This window comes from Photobacterium sp. HL06 (genome assembly GCF_059552575.1).
This window is the reverse complement of sequence record NZ_CM183914.1, coordinates 2,256,826-2,280,547: the sequence shown is the minus strand read 5'-3', so window position 1 is coordinate 2,280,547 and position 23,722 is coordinate 2,256,826. Positions and strand designations below refer to the sequence as shown.

General features: G+C 44.3%; 17 protein-coding genes. 11 read left to right on the top strand and 6 right to left on the bottom strand.

Annotated features, from left to right (window positions below; translation table 11 throughout):
* The first annotated feature begins 32 nt into the window (after positions 1-32).
* The 6 genes from pglZ to AC51G0_RS10585 all read left to right on the top strand — a co-directional run bounded on the left by pglZ (position 33) and on the right by AC51G0_RS10585 (position 8,522).
* Positions 33-2,672: a BREX-1 system phosphatase PglZ type A gene (gene pglZ, locus AC51G0_RS10610; RefSeq protein WP_496298347.1), complete on the top strand. Its 2,640-nt coding sequence runs from the start codon at positions 33-35 to the stop codon at positions 2,670-2,672.
* A 36-nt stretch (positions 2,673-2,708) separates the two neighbouring features.
* Entirely contained in the window at positions 2,709-4,799 is a 2,091-nt protein-coding gene (gene brxL / locus AC51G0_RS10605; protein WP_496298346.1) for a protease Lon-related BREX system protein BrxL, read from the top strand.
* A 196-nt stretch (positions 4,800-4,995) separates the two neighbouring features.
* Positions 4,996-5,346 (top strand): hypothetical protein, encoded by a 351-nt coding sequence (locus AC51G0_RS10600; protein ID WP_496298344.1) that lies wholly within the window; start codon positions 4,996-4,998, stop codon positions 5,344-5,346.
* Between the two features lie 245 nt (positions 5,347-5,591).
* Positions 5,592-6,725, top strand: a complete 1,134-nt coding sequence (locus AC51G0_RS10595) for a GmrSD restriction endonuclease domain-containing protein (protein WP_496298342.1) — start codon at positions 5,592-5,594, stop codon at positions 6,723-6,725.
* The gene (locus AC51G0_RS10590) at positions 6,715-7,770 is read left to right on the top strand and encodes an AAA family ATPase (protein ID WP_496298340.1); all 1,056 of its coding nucleotides are present in this window, start codon (positions 6,715-6,717) and stop codon (positions 7,768-7,770) included. Before AC51G0_RS10595 ends, AC51G0_RS10590 begins: the two co-directional genes overlap by 11 nt.
* A gap of 2 nt (positions 7,771-7,772) precedes the next feature.
* A complete protein-coding gene (locus tag AC51G0_RS10585; RefSeq protein WP_496298338.1) occupies positions 7,773-8,522 on the top strand; it encodes a hypothetical protein in 750 nt (249 codons plus the stop codon).
* Between the two features lie 212 nt (positions 8,523-8,734).
* Here AC51G0_RS10585 and AC51G0_RS10580 read toward each other — a convergent pair whose 3' ends face one another.
* The 3 genes from AC51G0_RS10580 to AC51G0_RS10570 form a co-directional block, all read right to left on the bottom strand.
* Positions 8,735-8,926: a hypothetical protein gene (locus tag AC51G0_RS10580; protein ID WP_496298336.1), complete on the bottom strand. Its 192-nt coding sequence runs from the start codon at positions 8,924-8,926 to the stop codon at positions 8,735-8,737.
* Between the two features lie 350 nt (positions 8,927-9,276).
* Positions 9,277-9,798, bottom strand: coding sequence for a Spy/CpxP family protein refolding chaperone (locus tag AC51G0_RS10575; protein ID WP_496298335.1), 522 nt, complete (start codon positions 9,796-9,798; stop codon positions 9,277-9,279).
* Positions 9,799-10,124: 326 nt separating this feature from the next.
* Positions 10,125-10,520 (bottom strand): VF530 family DNA-binding protein, encoded by a 396-nt coding sequence (locus tag AC51G0_RS10570; RefSeq protein WP_496298333.1) that lies wholly within the window; start codon positions 10,518-10,520, stop codon positions 10,125-10,127.
* 339 nt (positions 10,521-10,859) lie between these two features.
* On the opposite strand from AC51G0_RS10570, the gene AC51G0_RS10565 reads away from it, so the two are divergent.
* Entirely contained in the window at positions 10,860-12,173 is a 1,314-nt protein-coding gene (locus AC51G0_RS10565) for a ferredoxin reductase family protein (RefSeq protein WP_496298331.1), read from the top strand.
* Positions 12,174-12,272: 99 nt separating this feature from the next.
* On the opposite strand, the gene AC51G0_RS10560 is transcribed toward AC51G0_RS10565, so the two are convergent.
* Positions 12,273-12,638: a hypothetical protein gene (locus AC51G0_RS10560; protein ID WP_496298329.1), complete on the bottom strand. Its 366-nt coding sequence runs from the start codon at positions 12,636-12,638 to the stop codon at positions 12,273-12,275.
* 317 nt (positions 12,639-12,955) lie between these two features.
* On the opposite strand from AC51G0_RS10560, the gene AC51G0_RS10555 reads away from it, so the two are divergent.
* Together AC51G0_RS10555 and AC51G0_RS10550 are read left to right on the top strand one after the other, a co-directional pair.
* On the top strand, positions 12,956-13,576 hold the full coding sequence (locus AC51G0_RS10555) for a hypothetical protein (RefSeq protein WP_496298327.1): 621 nt from the start codon (positions 12,956-12,958) through the stop codon (positions 13,574-13,576).
* 113 nt (positions 13,577-13,689) lie between these two features.
* Positions 13,690-13,971, top strand: a complete 282-nt coding sequence (locus tag AC51G0_RS10550; RefSeq protein ID WP_496298326.1) for a hypothetical protein — start codon at positions 13,690-13,692, stop codon at positions 13,969-13,971.
* A 104-nt stretch (positions 13,972-14,075) separates the two neighbouring features.
* Here AC51G0_RS10550 and AC51G0_RS10545 read toward each other — a convergent pair whose 3' ends face one another.
* Positions 14,076-16,061, bottom strand: a complete 1,986-nt coding sequence (locus AC51G0_RS10545; RefSeq protein ID WP_496298324.1) for a bifunctional metallophosphatase/5'-nucleotidase — start codon at positions 16,059-16,061, stop codon at positions 14,076-14,078.
* Between the two features lie 401 nt (positions 16,062-16,462).
* On the opposite strand from AC51G0_RS10545, the gene AC51G0_RS10540 reads away from it, so the two are divergent.
* Together AC51G0_RS10540 and AC51G0_RS10535 are read left to right on the top strand one after the other, a co-directional pair.
* Positions 16,463-18,583 carry a plasmid pRiA4b ORF-3 family protein gene (locus tag AC51G0_RS10540; protein ID WP_496298323.1) on the top strand — a complete coding sequence of 707 codons (2,121 nt, stop codon included), beginning with the start codon at positions 16,463-16,465 and terminating at the stop codon, positions 18,581-18,583.
* A 307-nt stretch (positions 18,584-18,890) separates the two neighbouring features.
* Positions 18,891-21,539, top strand: coding sequence for a TIM-barrel domain-containing protein (locus AC51G0_RS10535; RefSeq protein WP_496298321.1), 2,649 nt, complete (start codon positions 18,891-18,893; stop codon positions 21,537-21,539).
* Between the two features lie 101 nt (positions 21,540-21,640).
* Here the strand turns inward: AC51G0_RS10535 and AC51G0_RS10530 are convergent, their stop codons facing one another.
* Positions 21,641-23,131, bottom strand: coding sequence for an alanine/glycine:cation symporter family protein (locus tag AC51G0_RS10530; RefSeq protein WP_496298320.1), 1,491 nt, complete (start codon positions 23,129-23,131; stop codon positions 21,641-21,643).
* Between the last annotated feature and the right edge of the window lie 591 nt (positions 23,132-23,722).

The following is a 23,722-nucleotide window of genomic DNA, read 5'->3' as shown; positions in this document are numbered from 1 at the left end:
CTTGTCATTACTATCTAAGATGCCGTAAAACCATGCAAATTGATCAATTAGAGCAAGGTCTCGCCAAGAAATTTTCTCAAACCAAGATTGTCTTTTGGTATGATCCAGAACAAAGCTTTCAGGATGTTATTGACCAGCTTTCCTTACCTGATGTGCTGGTGGTCAACATGGCGCATGAGTCGGCATTAGAAGTAAAAAAGTGGATTTTGCGTGACAACCCGCAGCAACCCTACCTACTGTATTTTCCGTCAGCTGAGCCAAGAATTGAAGATAATTGGCTGCTTGATGTCAGCTTTTATTCTGGTCAGTTCTATGCAGATAACGCTTCCATGTTGCTTGCTGAATTGGGTATTAAAACTATGTCTTTGCGTGAGCACATCAAGGCTCGGGCAAGTTTCTTTAGTAAGCAACGCACTGAATCGTTAAAACGCCGTATTACTGAAAATGAAACTGAGCAATCATTAGATTTGAAAATGATTGCGGTATTGGCAACAAACGAACCGATTTTAAACAATATTCTGATGGAGTTGTTCAATCAGTATGCTGGTAGCCTTGATACTGATGGTATAAATAATGACGACAGTGAGTTAATACTACTTGAACAGCTTTCGAAACATGGCTTGCTCGAGTCGTTTTGGAAAGCCGTAGAACAACAGTTTGGCTATAGCCCGGAAGAGAAGTCAGTATCAGATTTCCTTTATAAACTGTTTTGCACCGAACTTAGCATTCACATTGATGTCCCCGAAAGTGAAAAAGCATGGGCTTCAGCCAATGTGATTCCTTCTGCTTCAGGTCGTGCTGCAGCGTCAGCTTTCATGTTGGAATGGCGTGATAGTAAGCGCTTCAGCCAAGATCATGATGCTATCGCCAAAGTGATCAGTGGTGAGCTAAACATCCCAAGTCGCTGTAATGGCTATTCGCCACTTGTGTTGCAAGAGTGCTATACCTTTGAAGCGGTTGAGCAGTCGGTGATTCGGGGGCTTGTGCGTTACCTCTTGCATGATGATAGTGCAGAGCAAATACTGAAAATGACGCCTGCTGATTTTGAGTATGTAATTTCAAAACGTTTGAGTGGCCATTGGAGTGAAGTACGTACTGAGTATGCGGCAATCTATCAAGCATTAAAGTCTGCGGATAACTTGTTCCGATTACGTCGTAAGTATGCAGATGGCTTCAACTATCCTGATGCCAAATCGATGTTCACCGCATACAGTGAAGAGTTATTCCTGTTTGATCAGCACTACCGTTTATTCAACCAATATACCGATCGTGTTCAGTCTAAAGGTGGCGATATTCTTCGTCGCATTGATGATGCAGTCGAAAGTTTGTATGTTGATTGGTATCTCTATGAATTGGGATTAGCGTGGGATGTGCTATTAGATCGTGAAGACCGACTGGAAAATTGGAACAACTTGGGAACTCGCCTGCAGAACAATTTTTATGCCCACCAGGTGAAACAAACGTTAGATACGTCTAAGACGATTAAGCGTGTGTTTGTCATTATTAGTGATGCACTGCGCTACGAAGTGGCAGATGAACTCAAAATGCGCTTGAACAGTGAGAGGCGCTTTAAGTCCGAACTAAAACCGATGCAAGGTGTGTTACCTAGCTATACCCAACTGGGTATGGCATCACTGCTACCACATTCCGAACTTGATTATGATGCGAACAGTGCAACAGTACTTGTTGATGGTAAGAGTACCAGCGGATTAGATAACCGTAATAATGTTCTTCAGCAGCATAACGGTATCGCGATCAGTTCAAAAGATTTATTGAGCTGGACGCAAAAACAAGGCCGCGAAGTTATTCAAGATAAGTCTGTGGTTTATATTTACCACGACACCATTGATGCCATTGGTGATAAGGGCGGAACAGAACATAAGACCTTTGAAGCGTGTCATGATGCAGTCGAAGAGCTGAAAGACTTAGTCGCTAAGGCGATTAATAACCTCAATGCCAATCGCGTGTTGGTGACTGCGGATCACGGCTTTTTGTTCCAGCAGAAAGGGCTGACACAACCAGAGAAAACCGGACTTGGAGGCCAGCCGACAGGGGCATTTGAGGCCAAGAAACGTTATATCTTAGGCCGCTCAATGCCGAATCATGAACAGTGCTGGCACGGTAGTATTGCCAATACAACCACGAAAGGCAGTGGCAGTGATGTTGATTTTCTATTGCCAAAAGGCGCTAATCGCTTCCATTTTGTTGGTGGTGCACGATTTGTTCATGGTGGTGCGATGCCGCAAGAAATCTGTATTCCGTTACTTGAAGTACAGGCACTGAGAGGCAAAAAAGCTGCTGCTAACGAAAAACAAAAAGTAGGTATTATCACAGAAAAGTCTACGATCCGTTTAGTAAACCAAATTGAAAAGATTCGCTTTATTCAGACCAATGCGGTTGGCGATAGCTACATCGAGCGCAAGGTGACAGCAGTGATCAAAGACAGCCAGGGAAATCCGGTATCAAGTGAAGAGACACTGTTGTTTGATGCAACTTCCGACAATATGACTGAACGTACACGTGAAGCGCGCTTTAAATTGATTGGCAGTGATTTCAATCGCAATGAAAATTACCAGCTGTTTGTTATTGATTCAGCGACCAATACAGTGGTTGAACAGTTCCCTCGTCCGGTGATGATTGATCTTCTGGATCGTGATGATTTCGGTTTTTGATGCTCGTAATTTCATTTCAATGGATGGAAGCTTAGAGTGATAGATAATAGAGATGACGCAATGATGGATTTGCCATTAGGACAAGGTGCTGAACAAGCTACGACGCCAGATTTAGACGGGATGCTAAATGATGTATTCCGAGGGCGAGTTGTACGTAAAGACCTGACCAAGAAGCTTAAAGAGGGTGCTAATGTTCCTGTTTATGTTCTTGAGTACTTGTTAGGCATGTATTGTGCCTCTGATGATGAAGAAATCGTGCTCGAAGGGCTAGAGAATGTGAAACGCATTCTTGCCGATAATTATGTTCGCCCTGATGAAGCTGAGAAAATCAAATCACTGATCCGTGAGCGTACCAGTTACAAAATCATCGATAAGGTGACGGTTAAGCTAAACCAGCGTAAAGATATCTATGAAGCAGATTTGTCTAATCTGGGGATCAAAGATGCGGTCGTACCGAATAAGATTGTTGCGAGTAATGAGAAGCTGCTAACCGGTGGTATCTGGTGCATCATTACCGTCAATTACTTCTTTGAAGAAGGGCAGAAGACCTCTCCGTTTTCGATCATGAATTTAAAACCCATTCAGATGCCTTCGATGGACATGAATGAGGTGTTTCAAGCACGAAAAGCGTTTGATTCTAAGCAGTGGATGGATGTTCTATTGCGCTCTGTTGGTATGGAGCCAGCCAACCTTGATGATAGGGCGAAGTGGCATCTGACGGCACGACTTATTCCGTTTGTTGAAAACAATTATAACGTGTGTGAGCTTGGACCTCGTGGTACGGGTAAATCGCACGTCTATAAAGAGTGTTCGCCTAATAGTTTGCTGGTCTCTGGTGGGCAAACAACGGTTGCTAACTTGTTTTATAACTTGAGTCGTCGTCAAGTAGGCTTAGTAGGCTTATGGGACGTTGTCGCCTTTGATGAGGTCGCTGGGATAACCTTCAAGGATAAAGATGGCGTTCAGATCATGAAAGATTTCATGGCGTCGGGTTCATTTGCCCGTGGCCGTGATTCTATTGAAGCTAAAGCCTCGATGGTGTTTGTTGGTAATATCAATCAGAGCGTTGAAACATTGGTGAAAACCAGTCACCTGTTAGCGCCTTTCCCTGATGCCATGATAGATACAGCATTCTTTGACCGTTTTCATGCGTATATTCCGGGCTGGGAAATTCCAAAGATGCGTCCGGAGTACTTTACCAATCGATATGGATTGATCTCTGATTATCTTGCTGAATACATGCGCGAGATGCGAAAGCGTAACTTTGCTGATGCGATTGATAAGTTCTTCAAGTTAGGTAATAACCTAAACCAGCGTGACGTTATTGCTGTCCGTCGCACAACTTCTGGTTTATTAAAACTCATGTACCCGAATGGGGTGTTTGATAAAGAAGCAGTTCGTGAAATCTTAGTCTATGCCCTTGAATCACGTCGCCGTGTTAAGGAACAGCTGAAGAAACTTGGTGGCATGGAATTCTTTGATGTGCATTTCAGCTATTTGGATAATGAAACACTTGAAGAATTCTTTGTTAATGTACCTGAACAGGGAGGCAGTAAGCTGATTCCTGAAGGTTCTACATCACCTGGAGTCGTGCATGTTGTTGCTGCTGGAAATACGGGTCAGTTAGGTTTATACCGTTTTGAAACTCAAATGACCGCAGGTAATGGTAAACACAATACCTCTGGTCTTGGTTCAAATACAGCTGCAAAAGAAGCGGTACGTATTGGTTTTGATTTCTTTAAAGGTAATCTAAAACGTATTAGTGCATCAGCTAAGTTTGCAGAACATGAATACCATTTACATGTGGTTGAACACCATAATAACGGTGCAAGCACTAAATCAAGTTTAACGTCATTGATTGCATTTTGCTCAATCTTGCTAAAAAAACCAGTTCAAGATCAAATGGTTGTTCTGGGGGATATGTCTTTAGGTGGGGTGGTGAGCCCTGTTGATGATCTTGCTGGTTCATTGCAAATGGCGATGGACAGTGGCGCAACGAAAGTACTCATTCCTATGGCTTCAATGGGTGATTTATCAACTGTTCCAGGTGAGCTTTTCGCAAAGTTTCAGACGAGTTTTTATACCGATCCAATTGATGCTGTATTTAAGGCGCTCGGTGTTCAGTAATTAATTAGACGGCTCAAATAATTGAGCCGTTTTATTTTGAGTTACTGGTTTATGATTGTCTCTATTTGTTTTCACGGTGATATGAATGATCTAGCGTGGTGAAGCACTATAATGAACGTAAAGAATACGATGAACTGACTGGCGAAGAGTTTGAAGTGTTCACTGATGAGACTGTATTGTGAAGTCGAGGTGTAGCTTGAATATTGACAATCAAATTGGTGCATTCTTTCACGGGGTGACATTAGAAACTTGCCGTGATGAGAAAAAAGGCATATCCCGGCCGAGAGTTCGACCTGTGGATACATTCGATAATGATATGCGGGTTGAGTTTCCTCGTAAGCTGAGAGAGCAATTTCCTATAGGTACAAGGTTTATGGCGACGGTAAAGGTTTGCCAGAAGACCAAAGATGGCAAGCCATTCGGAAAGCCTTATATTAAGGCCTCGGATATTGCACTTATTCCTGAAAGTGTTCCTGATGAGGGCTTGGTTGCTAAAGTTCGTGCTGGCAGTATCAGCGGCCTAGTTTATGAGTATGTAAGAAAGTAACGCTATGTATCTCCATCTTTCAGCAGACTATAAGTTTTGCATGATGGTGTTTGATGTGCTCAAGGTCAAACTTGATGAATACCTTTCTATTTCAGAATAAACCAGTGGCATCATAGCCACTGGTTTTTTATTATCGTTATTCAACGAAAAACAATGAAATTTCAACTCATTGCCTAAAGTGTTAATGGTTTGGGGGCTGATAAGTGGTAAAATAATACTTAAGACTTCCGGAACAACCAGACACTATGCGCCCGATTAAACCTGATGCGATGATAGATAACCATGAAAATGAGTTAGAAGGCCAGAACTGGCTTGAACTGTCGGCGACTGAACATTCTTTTGAACTGGGTACGCCAGTCCGTTTTAGCCGGGCGACGTTTGCGGTATATGACTTGCTGCGTATGGTGGATAGAGGGCGGATTGATTTGATGCCTGATTTTCAGCGCAATGATGCCTGGAACGATAAGCAGCGCTCAGAGCTGATTGAATCGGCACTGCTAGACGTTCCGCTGCCCTTGATTTACCTGTTTGAGAACGAGCTGGGGGTCAGGCAGGTTATCGACGGAATGCACAGGATTAATACATTCAGGCGTTTTCTGCATAATGACTTTGCCTTGCAGCAGCTTAGCTTGTTGCCTCAGTTTAACGGCAAGCTTTTTTCCGATCTGGAGCCGTTCCTGCAGGCCAAGCTGGAAGAAGTGATGCTTGATACCCATATTGTTCAGCCTCCGACACCTGAATATATGAAGTTCCTTATCTTTGAACGGGTCAATCGTGGTGGTGTCACCATCAATAAGCAGGAAATGCGGTATGCGCTCTATCTGGGGAAGGTGACAACGCTGTTGGAAGAAATGGCAGGCCTGCCGAGCTTCATCGAGGCCACAGACAACTCGGTTAAGCCCGATAGGAAGAAAGACCAATTTTTGATATTGCGCTTTATTGGTTTTTATCTTTATTCCAAAGGGTTCCTTAAGGGGTATACATATCACGCCGATATGGATGAGTTCCTGTCATTGGTGATGCGCTTTATCAATACCAAAGCCTCCGACAGCTTAATTGATGATATTTCTTGTCATTTTGAAAAAGCAATGACTCGAGCGTCGGCATTGGGACGGAAAGAGGATGTGTTTCGATTACCGGCTAAACAAGGTGGCAATCGGCGTCCAGTCAATGTCGCGTTGTTCGAGATGCTATCGTTTGTTTTAGCTACTGATGAACTCGAAAATATTTCTTTTGAATCGATGGGTCTGATCACTCAAGTTAAAGAAAGATCAGGTGTTGAAGAAAGATTATTGTCATCGGCAGATAGTCAAGATAACTATGAATGGCGTATCCAGTTGGCTGAAGAATTAATAGTAGGTTTACGTAATGATCACTAAAGTAAAAATTGAAGGTTTCAAGAGTATTCAAAGTGAAACCTTGGACTTTAAGCCTCTAACAATACTGACCGGAACAAACTCATCGGGCAAGTCATCGGTCATTCAGGCCATCCAGCTTTTTCTGAAAGAAAGTGATCCTGCTAACTTCATTGCTATGGAAGAGCTTACCCGGCCGTTCTCTGCCTTTTCTGATATCCGAAACAAGTTTGTGAATGCCCGCCAGGTGGCTATTGATGTCGAGGCGTTTTCATTTTGCTCGCGTGTTGTCTTAACCGGTGATGAAGATCAGGTCACTTGCGAGGATGTTAAACATATCTACCAATATGAGCCAATGCGACCGGGTAAACATCCGGAGTTATTCTACCTGGCTGCTAACCGCATTGGGCCGCAGGATGTGGTGTCCTTTTCGAATCGAAAAGTAGGGTTGCAAGGTGAGTCTATTTTTAGCCACTTTGAAAAAAGCAAAGATCAGCCTCTGGCTCCGGAGATGGTGAAATTTGAAGAATCAGCAACCTTGGCCTACCAGGTTGCTAAGTGGCTGAGCTTGGTTTCGGAGACTGAGTCTGAAATCAAAACCGATAAGCTGAACACTACTGAAGTCAAAGTGAGTTTTGATAGCGAAGGGCTGAAAAATATCTCTCCGTATAACCTCGGGGCGGGGATGAGCTACTTGTCCAAGGTGTTAATTCTGTGTCTGATGGCTAAGAAAGGCGATTTGGTTATTATCGAAAACCCGGAGATCCACCTTCACCCTAAAGCTCAATCAATGCTGGGGGTGTTCTTTTCATTTATTGCCAGCAAGGGTATCCAGCTTGTACTGGAAGCACATTGTGAACACTTGATTAATAAAATCTGCTATCAGGTATATGATGAAAAAATATCTGAAGGTGACGTTATCATCCATTATAAACCTGATGTTAAGACACCTTTTGAAACTTTAACTATTGATGAAAATGGTGAGTTTAATAATACCCAGGGCGAGGTGATCAGTTTTCCGAAAGGTTTCTTTGATGCCTCTTTAGCTGATTTGATGGGTATGAGGTAGCAATGGCCGGAAAAATGGTGCTCAGTGATGAGCTGCTTGTGGTATATGAAAATTATTCATCAGATCCTCGCCGATACAAGAAAAAATATAATCAATTGATGGCAAAGTTAAAGTTGCCGTATGAAACAAACAAGGACCAGTTAGTTCGAGCAAAAGCGCTGGGGCTTAATGATGCCTGCTATGACAGGCTATTGCCGCTACATGCGCAAAGCGTGACAAAGAATGATGACCTGCCCACGCTGGCTGAGACGACTAGCTTTAAGTTGATTTTGACCACTGATGATAACGTCCAGTTGCCTTATTTGAATATCAAATCAAACCTGACCTCAAAAGAGCTGACAATAAGTTTATCAGCCACAGAATCCAGGGATGAGCTGGTTAAGTATCTGCAGATGATATGTGCTAAGGCCACCAAGGTTACAATCTGTGATAATTATTTTGCTAAGAATTGGTTTAATACCCAGTGTTTGTTCAGCTCTGTTCTGCCAAGGCATGACCTAACGATTGAGTACGTTGAAACGCCGCAGAATTTAGGCGTCACGCTTAATAGTGTGGAAATAACGAATCAATATGTTCAGTCTATTTATCATGGGTGGCAAGTGACGCAAAGTACCTTGTATCAGGGGAGCCATGATAGATATTTGCGCATAGAGTCACCGCAGGGAAACATTGAAGTGATGCTATCAAGTGGTTTTGAGCATATCTGGAAAGCAAGCCCCAAAGAGATCACCTGCGTATTTCGCGAGATTTAAAAACACACCACGAGGAAAACGAAATGTTCAATCTAGACGAAGTACAGGATCGTACATCGCCGGAAACCTATTCCTGAGGTGTTGCACTTTTTAAGGCTCAAACCGCTACTTACCCGATGCATGGTGATTTAGTCTCGATTGAGCTGCACTAATCAGCTCGAATGGCCTGTAATAGGGCCATTCAATCCGCTGTTGCCACAAGATTTATCATATTAGTTATACGTCGCTTCGAGCTGCTGCTGTGCTGCTTCCAGTTGTGTCAGCAATAACAAGGCATCATCAGTTCTGTTGCTGGTAATGGCCTTGCGGATTCTGGTCTGGTAGTTTCTAACCCGACTGATACATTGCTGGCGCGCAAATACGCTTCTTAGCCCGCTTGCTTGATCTACTAGTACTTGAGCCATAGTTACCTCGCTGCTTAACGTTGATAAAGATGAATAGTGATAGCTGTCTATAAAGCTAGTTAATCATTTTTTAAGGCAGGGAATTTCAGGGAAATGTCAAAACTGACCGATTTCAGTGTAAAAGTGGATTTTTTAAATAGCATAAAAAAGTATTTATTAGGGCGAGGCAATGATTGTTCTAGGAGATATTGCTGTGATTGATGCCATCGAGAGACTATGAGGTGACAAATACTTTTGAACTGTGGGATGTTCAAGTGCTGAGTTGAATGGCTGTTGTTGCTATCCATCAGGTGTGATTAACTGCCTACAATCAAGATTGCCAGATCACACCTGACTGTTATTGACGATTATTAATAGCACCCCATAAAGCTATTTTGATCTAAGATCTTTTGTTGCTGAGGGTTCAGGCTCTGATAAACATCGGTTAGAGCTGCTGAATAGGAGGTCATACTGGCAAATCGTTTACCCATCATATCGGAGTGAAAGGCAAGACGCTCTGGTAGGGTGAGTGTTTGACCGCTCTGCATTAGCCCCTGCATTTCTTGCCGGTGCGCTAGCATTGAGTCGGCTTGTCGTTTCACAACCTGTTTGAATTCATCCCATTTTTGCTGTTGTTCTTTGCTTAGCTTGAGCTGGCTTTCCAGTTCATCAAGCTGCGTTTGCATCATACCGATCCCCATGCCTTGCCCTTGAGAGCCGGAGCCTTTCATCATTCCTTGTCCGCCCCTCATCATGCAAGAACCGCTCATCATACCCGGGCCTCCCATTATGCCAGTCATACCGCTTTGCCATTTCGGGGCGGCTATGACTATCGTTGCTGCTAAGCATACGGCAGAGGCAATGCCAACATAGAGTGTCTGTTTATATTTCATTGCGTTACTCCTTAACACTTCATACTGCAAGAAGAAAACTATTTTAGACAATACTAATGTAGTACATCTGATGGTTATAATGATCTGATACATTTATTTTCAATGTTTTTTGAGCGGTCTAACCAATCAGATGCAGGAAAGGGTTGCTGATTTTTATTCACAGAGCAGAAAGCCATATGATCAGGCTTCCTGAGGGGGCCAACAGACAATCCGTGTCTGCTGCCTTAGATATCGGTTCCGGTATCGCTACAGGTGGCGGTTGAGGTTTTCACTACGCAATGACGGTAATGGCGCTCAAACGGCTTTGCATACGCAGAGTGAAGCGTTTATCGACGTCGAGGGTGTTTGCGTGATGATTTTGCTTTATAGGCCGATGCCGCTTTTGCCTGAGAAAGCAGAATTGATTCCACGGTCAGCACCATCGGTTCCCGTGGCACGACTCCGACCGGAAAAGTACGCTTACGTGGCGGTAATTCAAGCTCTTCTTCAGTTGGTCTTGGCATACGCTTGAAACGGGACAAGTAAAAAGCTTCTAACTTTTCTCGTGCCCACTCTGTTTTTCGAAGAAACTTAAGGCTTCCTGCGATGGTGGGGTTGGTATGAAAACAGTTGAAACGCATCGCCGTGTCGAGGATCTCCCAGCCATAAAAATCAACAAGCTCTGTGAGTAGAGTTTCTAATTTAAGGCCGTGTAACGGGTTATTTTGTTGTTCTTCTAGCATTGCTATTCCTAAAACGGGTGTATATGGCGGGATCTGCGCCCATTATACTGCTTACTCACACGCGATGGATACAAATTAATCCACCCATACTTGAGGCTCTAAGCATCAGTAGTTAACTGATTGCTCTGGCAACTAATTGCTTAGCAGGGATATAGCATTTGATGAATCAAACTTGGAGATGCTTGATACCTTGATATTGAGGAGCTGTGGTTATGTAAACGAGCGTAAACTTGTTTGAAGCTAAGTAAAGTCGCTTCTATAACGCTGAGGAGTGAATATCATATCTCTCATAGATATTAATGATAACTGATTTTCACCTTCCTACTAGAAGCTACCGCTATGTTGAAATTTACACTGATACTCGTACTGCTATGGTCTCCAGCCCTGTTGATGGGCTATGAAGAAATGGGAGACTTCTTTTTCTGGCGCCATCAGCTAACCATGCTGTCTGGCGTGATTGGGCTTGGGTATATGAGCTTTGCCGTACTGATTGCGGCCAGGTTTAGCTGGGTTGAAACCAAGTTGAATGGGCTAGACAAAGGTTATGCGTTGCACAAAAAACTGGGTATAGGTGCGACGGTGGCTTTAGTTCTGCACTGGTTATGTATCGAAAGTGCCAAGTGGCTTGTGCAGTCTGGGTTACTCGCGAGGCCCGATAGAAGCAGGCCTGTTATTGAAGGAATTAACTGGCACCATATTGCCAATGAAATAGGTGAAATAACTTTTTATATATTCCTTCTCTTTAGCATCATTAGCTTGGTACAAGCCATTAGCTATAAGAAGTTTAAGTTCACTCATAAAATAGGTGGCTTGCTGGTTATTGCCGGTATTATACATGCTGTATTACTGCTTGACTGGAATAGCCAATCCATACTGATGAATATCGCCATTGCTGGTATTTCTGTTGTTGGTATTTGGTGTAGTTATTTGTCGTTAACTGGCAAGATCGGCGTGAGCAATCAATCAACGGGTGAGGTGGTGTCGGTTGAGCGATTTAAAGCCGGTACAGAAAGCAATATGGCAATTCGGGTGGGTATTAAACTAGATTCAGCGATTCAATATAAAGAAGGTCAGTTTGCCTATTTGAATTTCCATGATGGTGAAGCCCCACATCCTTTCTCAATCCTTAATTATGATGAAGAGACGAAGCTCATCGAGTTTGGTATCAAAGATTTAGGCGATTATACCCATAAAATGGTCAACCAATTATCACTGGGTAAAAGTGTAACTGTTGAAGGTGGATATGGCTACTTCCAGATACCACAGCAAGCAATGCAAGTCTGGGTTGGGGCAGGGATAGGTATTGTCCCATTCATTTCCCGGCTGTATTGGTTAGAGCGAAAAGCCCGTAAGGAAAACCTCGAGTTTAAAAAGATCCACCTCTTCTACTGTGTCAACTCGAGAAAAGAAGCGTTCTTCGAAAAGGAAATTCTAGCTATTTTAGGGCGCCTAGATTGCATAGAGCTTGAAGTGCTCGATGCTGCCAACGGGGAGTTCCTAAGTGCAGAACAGATACTAAGCACAACCAACAGTAAAGAATTTGATGTCAGCTTTTGTGGGCCTGTAGCATTTGGTGAGATCTTGAGTACGGATTTGGCCGCAGCAGGGATAGGGAATGAACGCTTTCATACAGAAAACTTCAAAATGCGATAATGTGGCATCTATTCTGTAGACGTTGACTTGCAGGGCAATACTGAAGCACAGGCATTCACAATCTTGAATGTCTGTGCTTTGATTCTTTCGGAAATGGCCTTACGCCGATGGCATTAATAGTTGTCCCAGGTAGCGAACAACATGCGCGGCATCTTGTGCGGCACTGTTCACTTTGGCAATGATCGCCTGGGCGCGCTCGTCATCACCTTGCAGGCTGGCCTTTACTTTTTCATTCATGGCTTCGGCCATTTCTAATTTCTGCTTGCAGTCATGAAACAGGGCAGAAAGGAACTGCATCTCTACGTCACCGCCCTCAGAAAACACCTTAGCCGCAATGCTATAAACAGTATGAAATTTCGTTGCCATGTCTTTTTTGTCAGCTTGGCTTTCTTTTGCCCAGTCAGCAGCCCAGCCTTTGAAGATAACGGCGATTTGTGGGTTTGGGGCGATGTTAACTTGTTGCATTGCGTGTTTGTCCTTGGGGTCGTGTTGAAGGAGCATAGTAAAGTAGCTACGACGCTGTTTAAAGTATTAACCCTCTCCCAGCTCTTTGGCTGAATAAAAAATAGTCAGTTACAGACTGATAACCGTAACCATTCGCTGTCGCGGTTAAATCAAATGGCCTCATTAAGCTTAATAATCTTGCCTGGTTTTGTTTCAGATCAATAAAGTAATCATCACACAAAAATGTACTAAACCTATTGCATAGGTTGCCGATATGCTTTCTAGGTATGATATTTAGCGTTTGTTTTTTAAGCTACTGATCTGGAAGGTAGGTAAGTATGAATAGGGTTGTTCGATCTATCAAAGGACTGTTAGTTGGTATCATCGTGTGCTCAGCTTCAGTAGCTGCCAATCCGCTGATTGGAAATATGTATGACTATGAAGGAATTGGTGAATCATTTGCCGTCCAGCTTACCCAAGTACTTGCCTATGAAGGGAGGCTTGAAGCGATCAAAAGCAATAAGTTGGCATTTTTGACTAATGGCCAGATAGCCAAGGTAAACAACACACTCTCTAAAATTCGCCATATTAAAAAAATCCACGGTACCTGCGAGAGGGATCATTACTATACCCTTGGCCGGGATATTGTTGATTCTTCGCTGAGTAATATAAATTGCCAGAGCCGCAAAATCTCTTTGGCTTCTACCAGTACCATACAGTTAAGTTGCAAAGGGTTGGGCTATGAGATTGAGGGCGAGAATCTTTTTACTGAATATGAATATTCAGACTTTTTCTTAACGACCAAAAGAAGTGATGGCAGGATTGTTATCAGCTCCTATGTAGACGGAAGGCTTACCCACCTTGAAGAGCAAATCACAGTGATCGATGATGAGATCTCCCGTGTTTATGCGCCGATTTTGCAGGAAAACAGACGAGTATTTGCTACCCCGAAATCATAATCTATCGTAGATAGTTGTTTTTCTTTGATCTGTATAGAGTTTCTTGAAATCTTTTTTGTAAGCTACCCTGTAACGGACTACTGTTATTATAACCAGTGTGTTTGGGGGTGCTTATGATTGAAGTTAACTTCGAGCTGGCAAAAAAGGCCTATGCCAAAGTGTTGAAATATCCTCATGGCGGTGAGCTTGAACAGCATGAGTATATGGCGCTTAGGGTGTTTCGCTGGGATTTAAGCCGAGCAGGCATGCCAATCGACAGGGCGTTCGATTTACGGTTAAAAGCGGCTGGTTATCGCACCATTGCGACCAAGCCTGCGAAGGCGCATCGTCCTCTGCCTGCTTGTATATTAGAAAAAATGAGTGATAACTGGAAAAGGGATCATGGCTACTACTAGTGGCTTATTGTTTACCGCGCCAGTGTAGGCACAGGCTGTGATTGAAAAAGGGCTTTCAATAGAAAGCCCTTGGGTATTGCTTAACCTTTAACGAAACGCAGTGCTTATTTCGCGCGTTCGAAGGTGACCACTTGGTAATCTAGTGGTGCTAAGGCTGGTTGCTCGTTGGCAATGTAGTCTATAACGGCTTGAGCGTCGGTATTGCAGCGGGTGTTTTCTGCTTTACAGTTCGGCGTTTGTGTTTCATAGCGTACTTTGTACTTGCCACCAATTTCCTCGATGTTCTTTACTTCAAAGCCAGTTAGCTTGCCGTCAACATACGCCAGGTCAATACGGTCAGAACTGTTTTGCTGAGCCTTGAACAACGGTGTCCAGCCATCGTTGCCTGTCGCGTTGTAGTTATTGAGCGCAATGTTATATGTTTTGCTGTCTTCAAGTGCTGTCCACACCGGGTTTTCAGCTGTACCTGTCATCACTTCAACATAATCAAGCTTGCCGCTCTGGTTGGCAACGGTTTCAGTGTACTGGTAACGGATATGGCCGCCGTATGGGAATTTACCGGCGTGTGCACCTTCAGGCAACGTTGCAGTGATTGTGCCTTCGATCAGGGCTTTGACGTCACTACCTTTAACGGGTAATACAGACATGAAGTTAGAGAACGGCAGCATCTCGAGAGACACATTGCCTTCACGGTATTCACCCGCTTCAATGTTGGTGCGGATACCACCGGCGCCAATCAAAGAGAAATCGACTTTCATGCCGGTTATTTGCTGAACTTCAGCAGTGTTTGCCCAGTAGTACTGGCCTGCAGCAATAATAGCAGCCACGTCAGAGCCATGTTTGTCTGTACCACGGTCACCCGGGCGGCGCTCGTGGTTAATCTCTTCTGAAACCTGCGCGATCACTTTGCCGTAGGCTTTGTCGACAGCTGGCTTGTACTTGCTGTCGATCAGGCCACGCATTGCGGCTTCTTCTTCGGTGATGGTGATGTTGTCTTCGCCATCAATAAAGTCAACGACTTTGGCTGTATCAGTGGTGCTGAACTTGCTCTCTGACTCTCGTGTCGGCGAGTGGTAGTACTCGTCGTTGCTCAGGAGGATGTTCAGGCCGTTACAAGCGCTGACTTTGCCATTGGCATCGAAGCTCACTTCTAGCTGGCCGATGGCCTGTGCATATTGACCTGCCTGCACGACACAAGTTTGGCTTTGTTGATCAGGGTTTTGCACCATTTGGGCATAAATACCGTTGTCGTTATGGCCAAGGTTGGTGAAGTCACCCAGTAATGTATGCGAGTGGCCGCCGACAATCAGGTCGATGCCGTTAACTTTAGATGCAACGTCAACATCGACAGCATTGCCAATGTGGGTTAGGGCAACAATATTGTTGATCCCTTTAGACTGCAACATATCAACGGTGGCCTGGGCTGATTCCACCATGTCGAAGAACTTAACGTCGCCGGTATTTGGTGCCAGGTTAGGCATGTCGTCTAGTACGATACCAAATACGGCAACTAAATCTTTGTCCTGAGGAAGGTTGTCTAGATCATCAACTACCGTTTTTTGGTTACCGTCAAAAGCAAAGACCACAAACGGTTTTAGGTTGGTTTGATCTTTAAGATCAGCATCTTCACTCGTGTCGATATTAGCGGCAACGAGCGGGAAATTAATGTTGCTGATGAACTGGTTTAGCTTGGCATTGTTCAGGTCGAACTCATGGTTGCCCAGCGCCATCGCATCTAAATCCATTTTGCTCAGTAGTTCGGCATTCATCGCGCCTTCATTGAGTTTGAAGTAGGCACTGCCTTGCCATGCATCACCGCCGTGCAGGAACAAGAAGCTGTTGTTCTGCTCTTGAGCGGCTTGTTTGTATTCTTCAGCCATCGTTTGCAGGCGAGGGAAGCCGCCAAATTCGTTATAGACCAGTGTATCGTCGGCTTTGAAGCTGGATTTTACCGGATCAAAATTGGAATGCGTATCGTTGATGTGGGCAACGGTTAGGGTGAAGGCTTGTTCCGGTTGCGAAGACATTTGGGCACAGCCAGCAAGGGCTAGCGTGACAGATAATGCGACTAGAGGCTTTGAAAAGGTCATTTAACTACCTGAAAAATAAAAACTCTGTTAAAGAAATGCCTCGCAATAGCAAGGCGGGCGCACTATAGCCAAGAATAAATGCCCGAGCAATTGCGAAATATATACAGCGGCATGATTATTGACGCAAACGTTATCCTAGGAGGCGTGTAGATAGTTGATAATTAAAATATTCCTATTATTACTGAAACCTTGATGTCGCTTGCTTCATTGTGTAATAGATTGTCCCGGTACCGCTGGTGGTTGTGATTTAAACAAGAAGGTGTACAGAAATTGTTCATGGCAGGGAATGTCGCTGCTAAGTCGATAATAATGTGAGACAGTCTACAAATTAACGTGCTTGGTTGCGTTTAGTAATGAGTACATTAGTATCCTAATAAGATGTTATATAAGGGATTGTTTGCGTGGAATTATCAACTTTAATCGATGTGTTTGAGAGTTACCTGGAAGAGCATTTAGACGGTGAGCACGGACGGTTACCAGAAGTGTTGCCGGATGAAATTGTTGATTTAATAAATAGCCCTCTGGCGTTAGATGCCTTGGTAAGCTTAGCGATATCGTGCCCTTATGAGGTTGAATCAGAAGAATTTCAGGAGTTATTACGTTGGTTAGAGTTATCGGCGATTAACTTCAGCTCTTTGAAGCGAATCAATCCCGGGATTTACAATGAGTTTGCAGAACAAATTTCTGACGGCCTCATTCTCATCTTAGAAGACGAGGATATTGAACCTGAACAATTATATGCGGTTGTTAGAACATTGAAAGGCCAGCAAATCCCAGTTTCCGATCAGGTAATGAAATGGCTTCATGTGCATTATGAGCCGGTTCTCGATGAGAGTATCAGTGTCGAAGAGTTAACAAGCTCGATGATACAAGGCATTCGCTCATCGGGTATTCATAGCGCTGCAGATTTTGTTTTTATGATGGAAGCCGAGCTTGCGATGCTCCCGCCTCCTGGGCTCGAAAGCATGCTTGGGGCGCTTACTGCTTTTGACTGGTACCTTGACGCTGCGGTCATGTTGTTATCCCATCATGACTCTGCTTTAGCGCAACAGGCACAATCATTTTTAGCCAGTGTGCCAGACAAGGAATGGGGTAAGTTGACTAACAGTGGTTATCTTACTGTCTTACGCCACTTTGTATCTGACGAGTTAAAAAAACAAATTGATCATTGGCAGCGTCAAGTCTTGCGCCACCATAAACCGAAAGTACATAAAGTATCTGTTGTTGAAGTACTGGCAACCATGCCTGATGGACTCGGGGGGCTCATACTCACGGCCTTAGTTAAGGATAACGCTGGCTATGCGATGTGGAATGCAGTGATACGCCTGGATATGGGGATAGCAGAAAGCTTTTATCGACCTCTGGATAATAACGCTGAATGGATGTCGCTTAAACAGAAACTAACCGATGATGCAGATGCTTATGTCGTTGAACCGGTATTTATCAAGAATGTGATCCCGTGGATGCTGGCTATAAACCAGGAGTCAAAAACGCCTCTAGATATGTCTGCACTGCTCTTTTTAACCATGTTACCCACCGAATGGGCTAAACCTCAGTCTTCTAGCTTGGACGACATTATTGGCAGCCGATTGGGTAGCCCTGATACTTCAACGGTAGAAAATGCACGTTTTCGCAGTGAGTCGCTCTTGCTTCACCCGGCCGTTAACACATGGTTTGAAACGTCATTGCCGCCGGGCTGCAAAACGCCGCGAGATGTTATAAACAAGGTGTTTCTCGCTGATCGAACTGTTTTGGCTAAGCGGATGGTGCTTAGCGGCTTGCTCTGCCATTTTGCGGCAAAAAAAGAAGGCCTCAGTAGCCATGAGGAATTATTTTTATTGAATGCCTACGACCTATTGAACAACAGCTTTTCCCGCAAGAAGCTGCCATTGTTGCAGGTGTTGGCCGAGCGATCGTTGGAGGCAGTAAAACATGAACAGAATATGTTGTCTGCGATTGAACTTATGTCTGAGCCTGATGTGGGTTATGTGCTAAAAATCGAACTGGATCATAGCCGCCCAATGGTGTGGCGACGGTTAAATATAAGCAGTAAGACTTCGTTAATTGATTTGCATATTATGATTCAGATTGCGATGGGCTGGGAAGACTGCCACCTTTTCCAGTTTGCTCATGGGCGTCAGTCTTATCCTACAGGTGATGACGAAAATAGTTATGATCAGCTTGAGGATATTATGGTCGGCATGTTGCTCAAAAAGTCTGGTGATCATCTGCAGTATATCTATGATTTCGGCGATTATTGGACGCATACCATTACCCTGGAGAAGGTACAGAAAAAAAGATGCTTAACACCGAAAGTGACAGCGGGGAGCAGAAGCTGCCCGCCTGAAGATTGTGGTGGGATCCCGGGTTATGAAGCGTTGCTAAAGGCATTGAAAAGACGCAACGATGATGATTTAGAGCTACTTGAGTGGAGTGGCTGGGATGAAGAAGGTTTTGATCCCAAAACATGGAACAAAGAGTCAGTTAATGACCAGTTGCGAGAGTTCGATGATTATGAATAATGTTGATTGAGTGCCTAGTCCTAAAATAGATTGAATAAAGCCAGCGTGATGCTGGCTTTTTTGTTCGTTGAGTTGAATATAGAATCATCCACTGATTGTAAATCAAAACCGTTGTCACATTCTGTGATTTGGGTTTACTTGTCGTTGCACATTTAGTGACGAGCGCAATACAAATAAACTATTGATAATAATTACTTTTAAGTCATTTTTTTGCGGCGTATATTCCTGAACAATTATATTGAGAAATACCAATCATAAAGGCTATCGATTCAATTGATGCCGATTGGTTCCATTTGAAGGGAAAATCATGATGAGAAAGAAACCACTACAGCACTTGATGTTGGGACTTGCTGTGCCTAGTCTACTGGCAGTAAGCTGTTCGGCCTATGCAGAGGTGGCGCATTTTCGCTATCAAAATACAGAAAGCTACCGGTTAGAGCCTGCCCAGATCTTTCGTATGCGCAAAACGATTCCGGAAGTGAATTTACGCAAAGCCCTTAAGCCTATTGTCGGAAAAACCTTTTATAGCCAGCAAGCCTTCCTTTCGTCGCTAACACATCAGCTTGGTGATGAAATTGTAACCCAGCATCAGGCCACTTTTTCCGATAAAGCACGTCTTCCTGTGAGTGATTTGGCCATTGATGTACTTAGCGATGACATCGTGCAGGTAGCGTATAAGGCACAGCCAAAGGATCAGGCACTACCGACCACAGAGCTTATTAATATAGAGAGACTCACCGGGCCATCAAAGCTTGTTAAAACCCATGATGGTTTAGCTACCGCGAATCTTAAGATCACGATTAATCCTCAAAGTCTGTGCATGACCATAGTGTCAAAGGAGAAAGGCAAACTTAGCGACATTTGTCCGGAAAAAAACAATAGCTTTACCCTTCGATCAGAAGGGGATTATCAGTTAAATGGCTTAGGGCAGGAGTTTCATGATCCGGGTAAGCTCGATACCAACTGGCTTGGCTTAAAACGCCAGGGCGGCAATAAGATGGAAGGCTACCAAGGGGGCGGTACAGGCAATACCCAGTTTCCTATTTTGTATGCGCTGAATTCACAGCAGCAAAATTACGCGCTCTATCTAGATACGGTGTATTCCGCTAGCTGGGATTTCACCAAAGCGCCCTGGAAAATTTCTCAATTAGACGGTGAGCCTAGCTTCTTGTTTATGGCTGGTGGTGATTTACCTGAATTGAGAAAACAGTACATGGCACTTGTGGGGAACCCTCTGGTTCCGCCGCGTAAGCTGTTTGGTATGTGGCTATCGGAATACGGTTTTGATAACTGGCAAGAGCTTGACGATAAACTCAGCACACTGAAACAGCAAGACTTTCCAATTGATGGTGTTGTGATGGATCTGCAGTGGTTTGGTAATGTTGAAGCCTTTAGTTCAACAAGCCAAATGGGGACGCTGAGCTGGGATACTGATAACTTTCCGCAACCGGAACAGAAAATCCAAGCGCTGAAAGAGCAGGGCGTTGGAATGATGTTGATTGAGGAGTCGTATGTCAGTGATGGGCTGGAGGAATTTGGCCCACTTGCTGAGGGCGGGTATTTGGTTAAGGATTCTCACACAGGGAAGCCAATCGATTCAGATCCCAATGGTTACGGTTATTGGTGGGGCAAAGGAGGCATGCTCGACTGGACAAATACGGAAGCCGGTAATAAATGGCATGACTGGAAGCGAAAGCCGCTCATCGAGATGGGCGTGATTGGCCACTGGACCGATCTGGGTGAGCCTGAAATGTATAACCCACAGGGTGTGTATGCGGGCGGCAAGTCTCAAAATGATGTTCATAATATATATAATTACAAATGGTTAGAAAGTATCTACGAGGGTTACCAACGTAATGAAACGGCTGTACGCCCATTTATGATGTCCCGGTCGGGAGCGCCAGGTATCCAGCGCTTTGGGGCTACAATGTGGTCAGCGGATATCGGTACTAACCTCGAGAGCCTGGCTACTCAGTTCAGCATGCAGCCGAATATGATGCTATCTGGTATTGATTACTACAGTTCGGATATTGGTGGGTTCCATCGCCGCGCACTGAGTGTTGTATCTGAAGAACGTGAAGAGGCTTTAAATGAAACCTATACGCAGTGGTTTGCCTACAGTTCGCTATTTGAAGTGCCAGTACGTCCACACACAGAAAACTTGTGCAACTGTAAAGAAACGGCACCAGATCGAGTAGGGGACCTTGCGAGTAATAAGGCCAGTATCAAACTGCGTTACCAATTAATTCCATATCTTTATTCACTAGCTTATCGCGCGAATCTTGCTGCTGAGCCGGTTTATCCGCCAATGGATTACTATTTTGGCCATGATCCGATGGCACGAAATCTCCCATCGCAAAAAATGATGGGTAAAGATCTTATGGGGGCCGCTATTGCGAAAAGAGGGCAAACGACAGTTGATGTTTATTTACCAAGCGGGAAGTGGTTCGACTATCGTACTGGTAAGGTCACTATCAGCAAGGGGCAATGGCTACAGCAGCTAGCCGTTGTTGAGAACGAGATACTTACCCTGCCGTTATTTGCTCGCGATGGCGCGATTATTCCAGTCAATCCTCAGCAGGAGATGCCGTTAACAAGTGATGTCCCGCTAACTCTAGCGGCTCGGATTTATGGTGACCATGGCGAATTCACTTTGTATGAAGATGATGGTGCGACCAATGCCTATCTCAAAGGTGAAGTTCGTCAAACTTCCCTTGTGGCACAAGAGATGGCCAATGGTGTGCAGTTGTCGATTAACACCCGGGGTGATTATGTTAATGCACCACAGTCACGACCAGTGAAGGTAGAGTGGTTTGGGTTAGAAGGCAAAATCAAAACAGTAGAGTTAAACGGGAAGGCTATCTCTGGCTGGAAACAGCAGGGTAATAAGCTGGCAATGGAAAGCTCGGCATTACCCGTGGATCAACAAATGGTTTTCTCCGTGTTGTTTGAGTAATCAAGATCGGTAACTGTTTAGATGAAAAGAAAAAGCCAGCATCTGCTGGCTTTTTTGTTTTACTTACTTGAGTTGAGAGAAAGTTATCTCATCAAGTTTGATTATTTTGTCACTGTCGCAGCAACTGGCTCAGTACCCTCTGGGTGCCATGCGCCATCCAGCTCGTCTAGCTCTGGGAACTTAGAGCGGTCAAACTCAGGTGTTTTACCGGCTTTAAGCTGCATTTCGTAGTCTTTAATGACTTTAATCGCAAGCTTAGAAAGCAGTAGCAGAGCCACGATGTTGACGAGTGCCATCATACCCATAGAGGCATCAGCCAGGTTCCATACCACTGGTAGAGAAGCCACAGAGCCGAACATTACCATGGCTAGAACAACTAGACGGAATGCAAACAGACCTTTATTCGTGTTGCCGTTAAGGAACATGATGTTGGTTTCTGCATACGTGTAGTTTGCAATGATAGACGAGAAGCAGAACAGTAGAATCGCCGCAGCCATGAAGTAGGTTGTCCAGCCACCTAGCTCATTGGTTAGCGCTTGTTGCAGCAGGCCGATACCTGAAGCAGCATCTGGCTGATCCATTACGCCTGACAGCATGATCATTGCTGCAGAAGCGGTACAGATCACCAATGTATCTGCAAACACACCTAGCATCTGAACAAAGCCCTGAGAAGCAGGGTGGTTAGGGTTTGGTGTTGCACTTGCCGCTACATTAGCTGCAGAGCCCATACCCGCTTCGTTCGAGAACAGACCACGTGCGATACCACTCTGCATTGCCTGTGCGATAGTGTATGCAACACCACCAGCAGCAGCTTCCTGCCAGCCGAATGCACTCTTAACAATCAAAGATAGCGCCGCTGGTAGCTCTGTAATGTTCATTACAACAATAACCAGTGCGATTGCCAGGTAACCAATTGCCATTACCGGAACAATACGCGCAGAAGCAGAAGCAACTTTACGCAGGCCACCCATAATGAAGAACGCAGAAGCGGCAACAATGAACACACCCATAACGGTTTCATCGATACCGAAAGAGTGGTTCAGGGCATCAGTGATGGTGTTTGCCTGAACAGCGTTAAACACAAGACCGAATGCAATGATCAGGCATACTGAGAACAGTGAACCCATCCAGCGCATGCCCAGGCCTTTTTCCATGTAGTAGGCTGGGCCACCGCGGTATTGGCCATCAATGTCTTTGGTTTTGTAGATCTGTGCCAGGGTTGACTCAATGAAAGCGGTTGACATACCGAACAGGGCAATAACCCACATCCAGAAGATAGCGCCAGGGCCACCTACAGTCAGAGCCACGGCAACACCTGCCATATTACCCGTACCTACACGGGCTGCCATTGAAGTACAAAATACCTGGTATGAACTGATGCCGTTATCGACATCTTTGCCGCTTTTAAGTACAGCGACAGCATGTTTGAACTGGCGGATCTGAATGAAGCCGAGACGTAAAGTGAAGTACACACCTACTGCAACCAGCAGGTAAATAAGTAGCCAGCCCCATAGAACACCATTAACAGCGCCGATAACCGTCATCAGGCTATCGTTTAGCGATGTTAGCCAAGTTTCGTTTGTAACACTCATAAAATTTTCCTGTATATCAGGCTCAGCCCATTAAAAACCGACTGAGCGAACCGGAACGTCCATTTATGTGACAGTTCTTGAATGCGATTCTGGATTTATATTTTTTATTGTTCATTAATGCATCAGTATCAGTAACTTGTTGCATTCACAATTGTGAAACATAGAATCGGATGTTTCGCCTAAAGAAGGCGCTGCAAGTTAGCATGAAATTCTTCCAATACAGTGCGACCTAGATCACGTTTTTCAAATGAGATCTGTGCAATATATTCATATGGTATTTAGTGCTGTAAAATATTTCCATTTAAATCAATGCTTTGAATTTGTATGAGTGCTAAGAATAATTTTCATTTATGTACGCCGTACAATTAATGAAAAACAGTAAATTAACCTAAATTTAACGAAAATTGCAGGAATTTTAACTGTTTTGGTGGTGGTGTCTTTCAAGGAAAATTAACAACTGTTTGTTATTTAAACAGGTTTGAGTCACGTCGGAGGCAATTAGGTGAGCTTATTGAGTGAATAATATTTCTGCGGCTATTCAAAAGAAATAAAGGGAGGCCCAATAATGAGTTTCCTGTTTTTTTGGGAGGA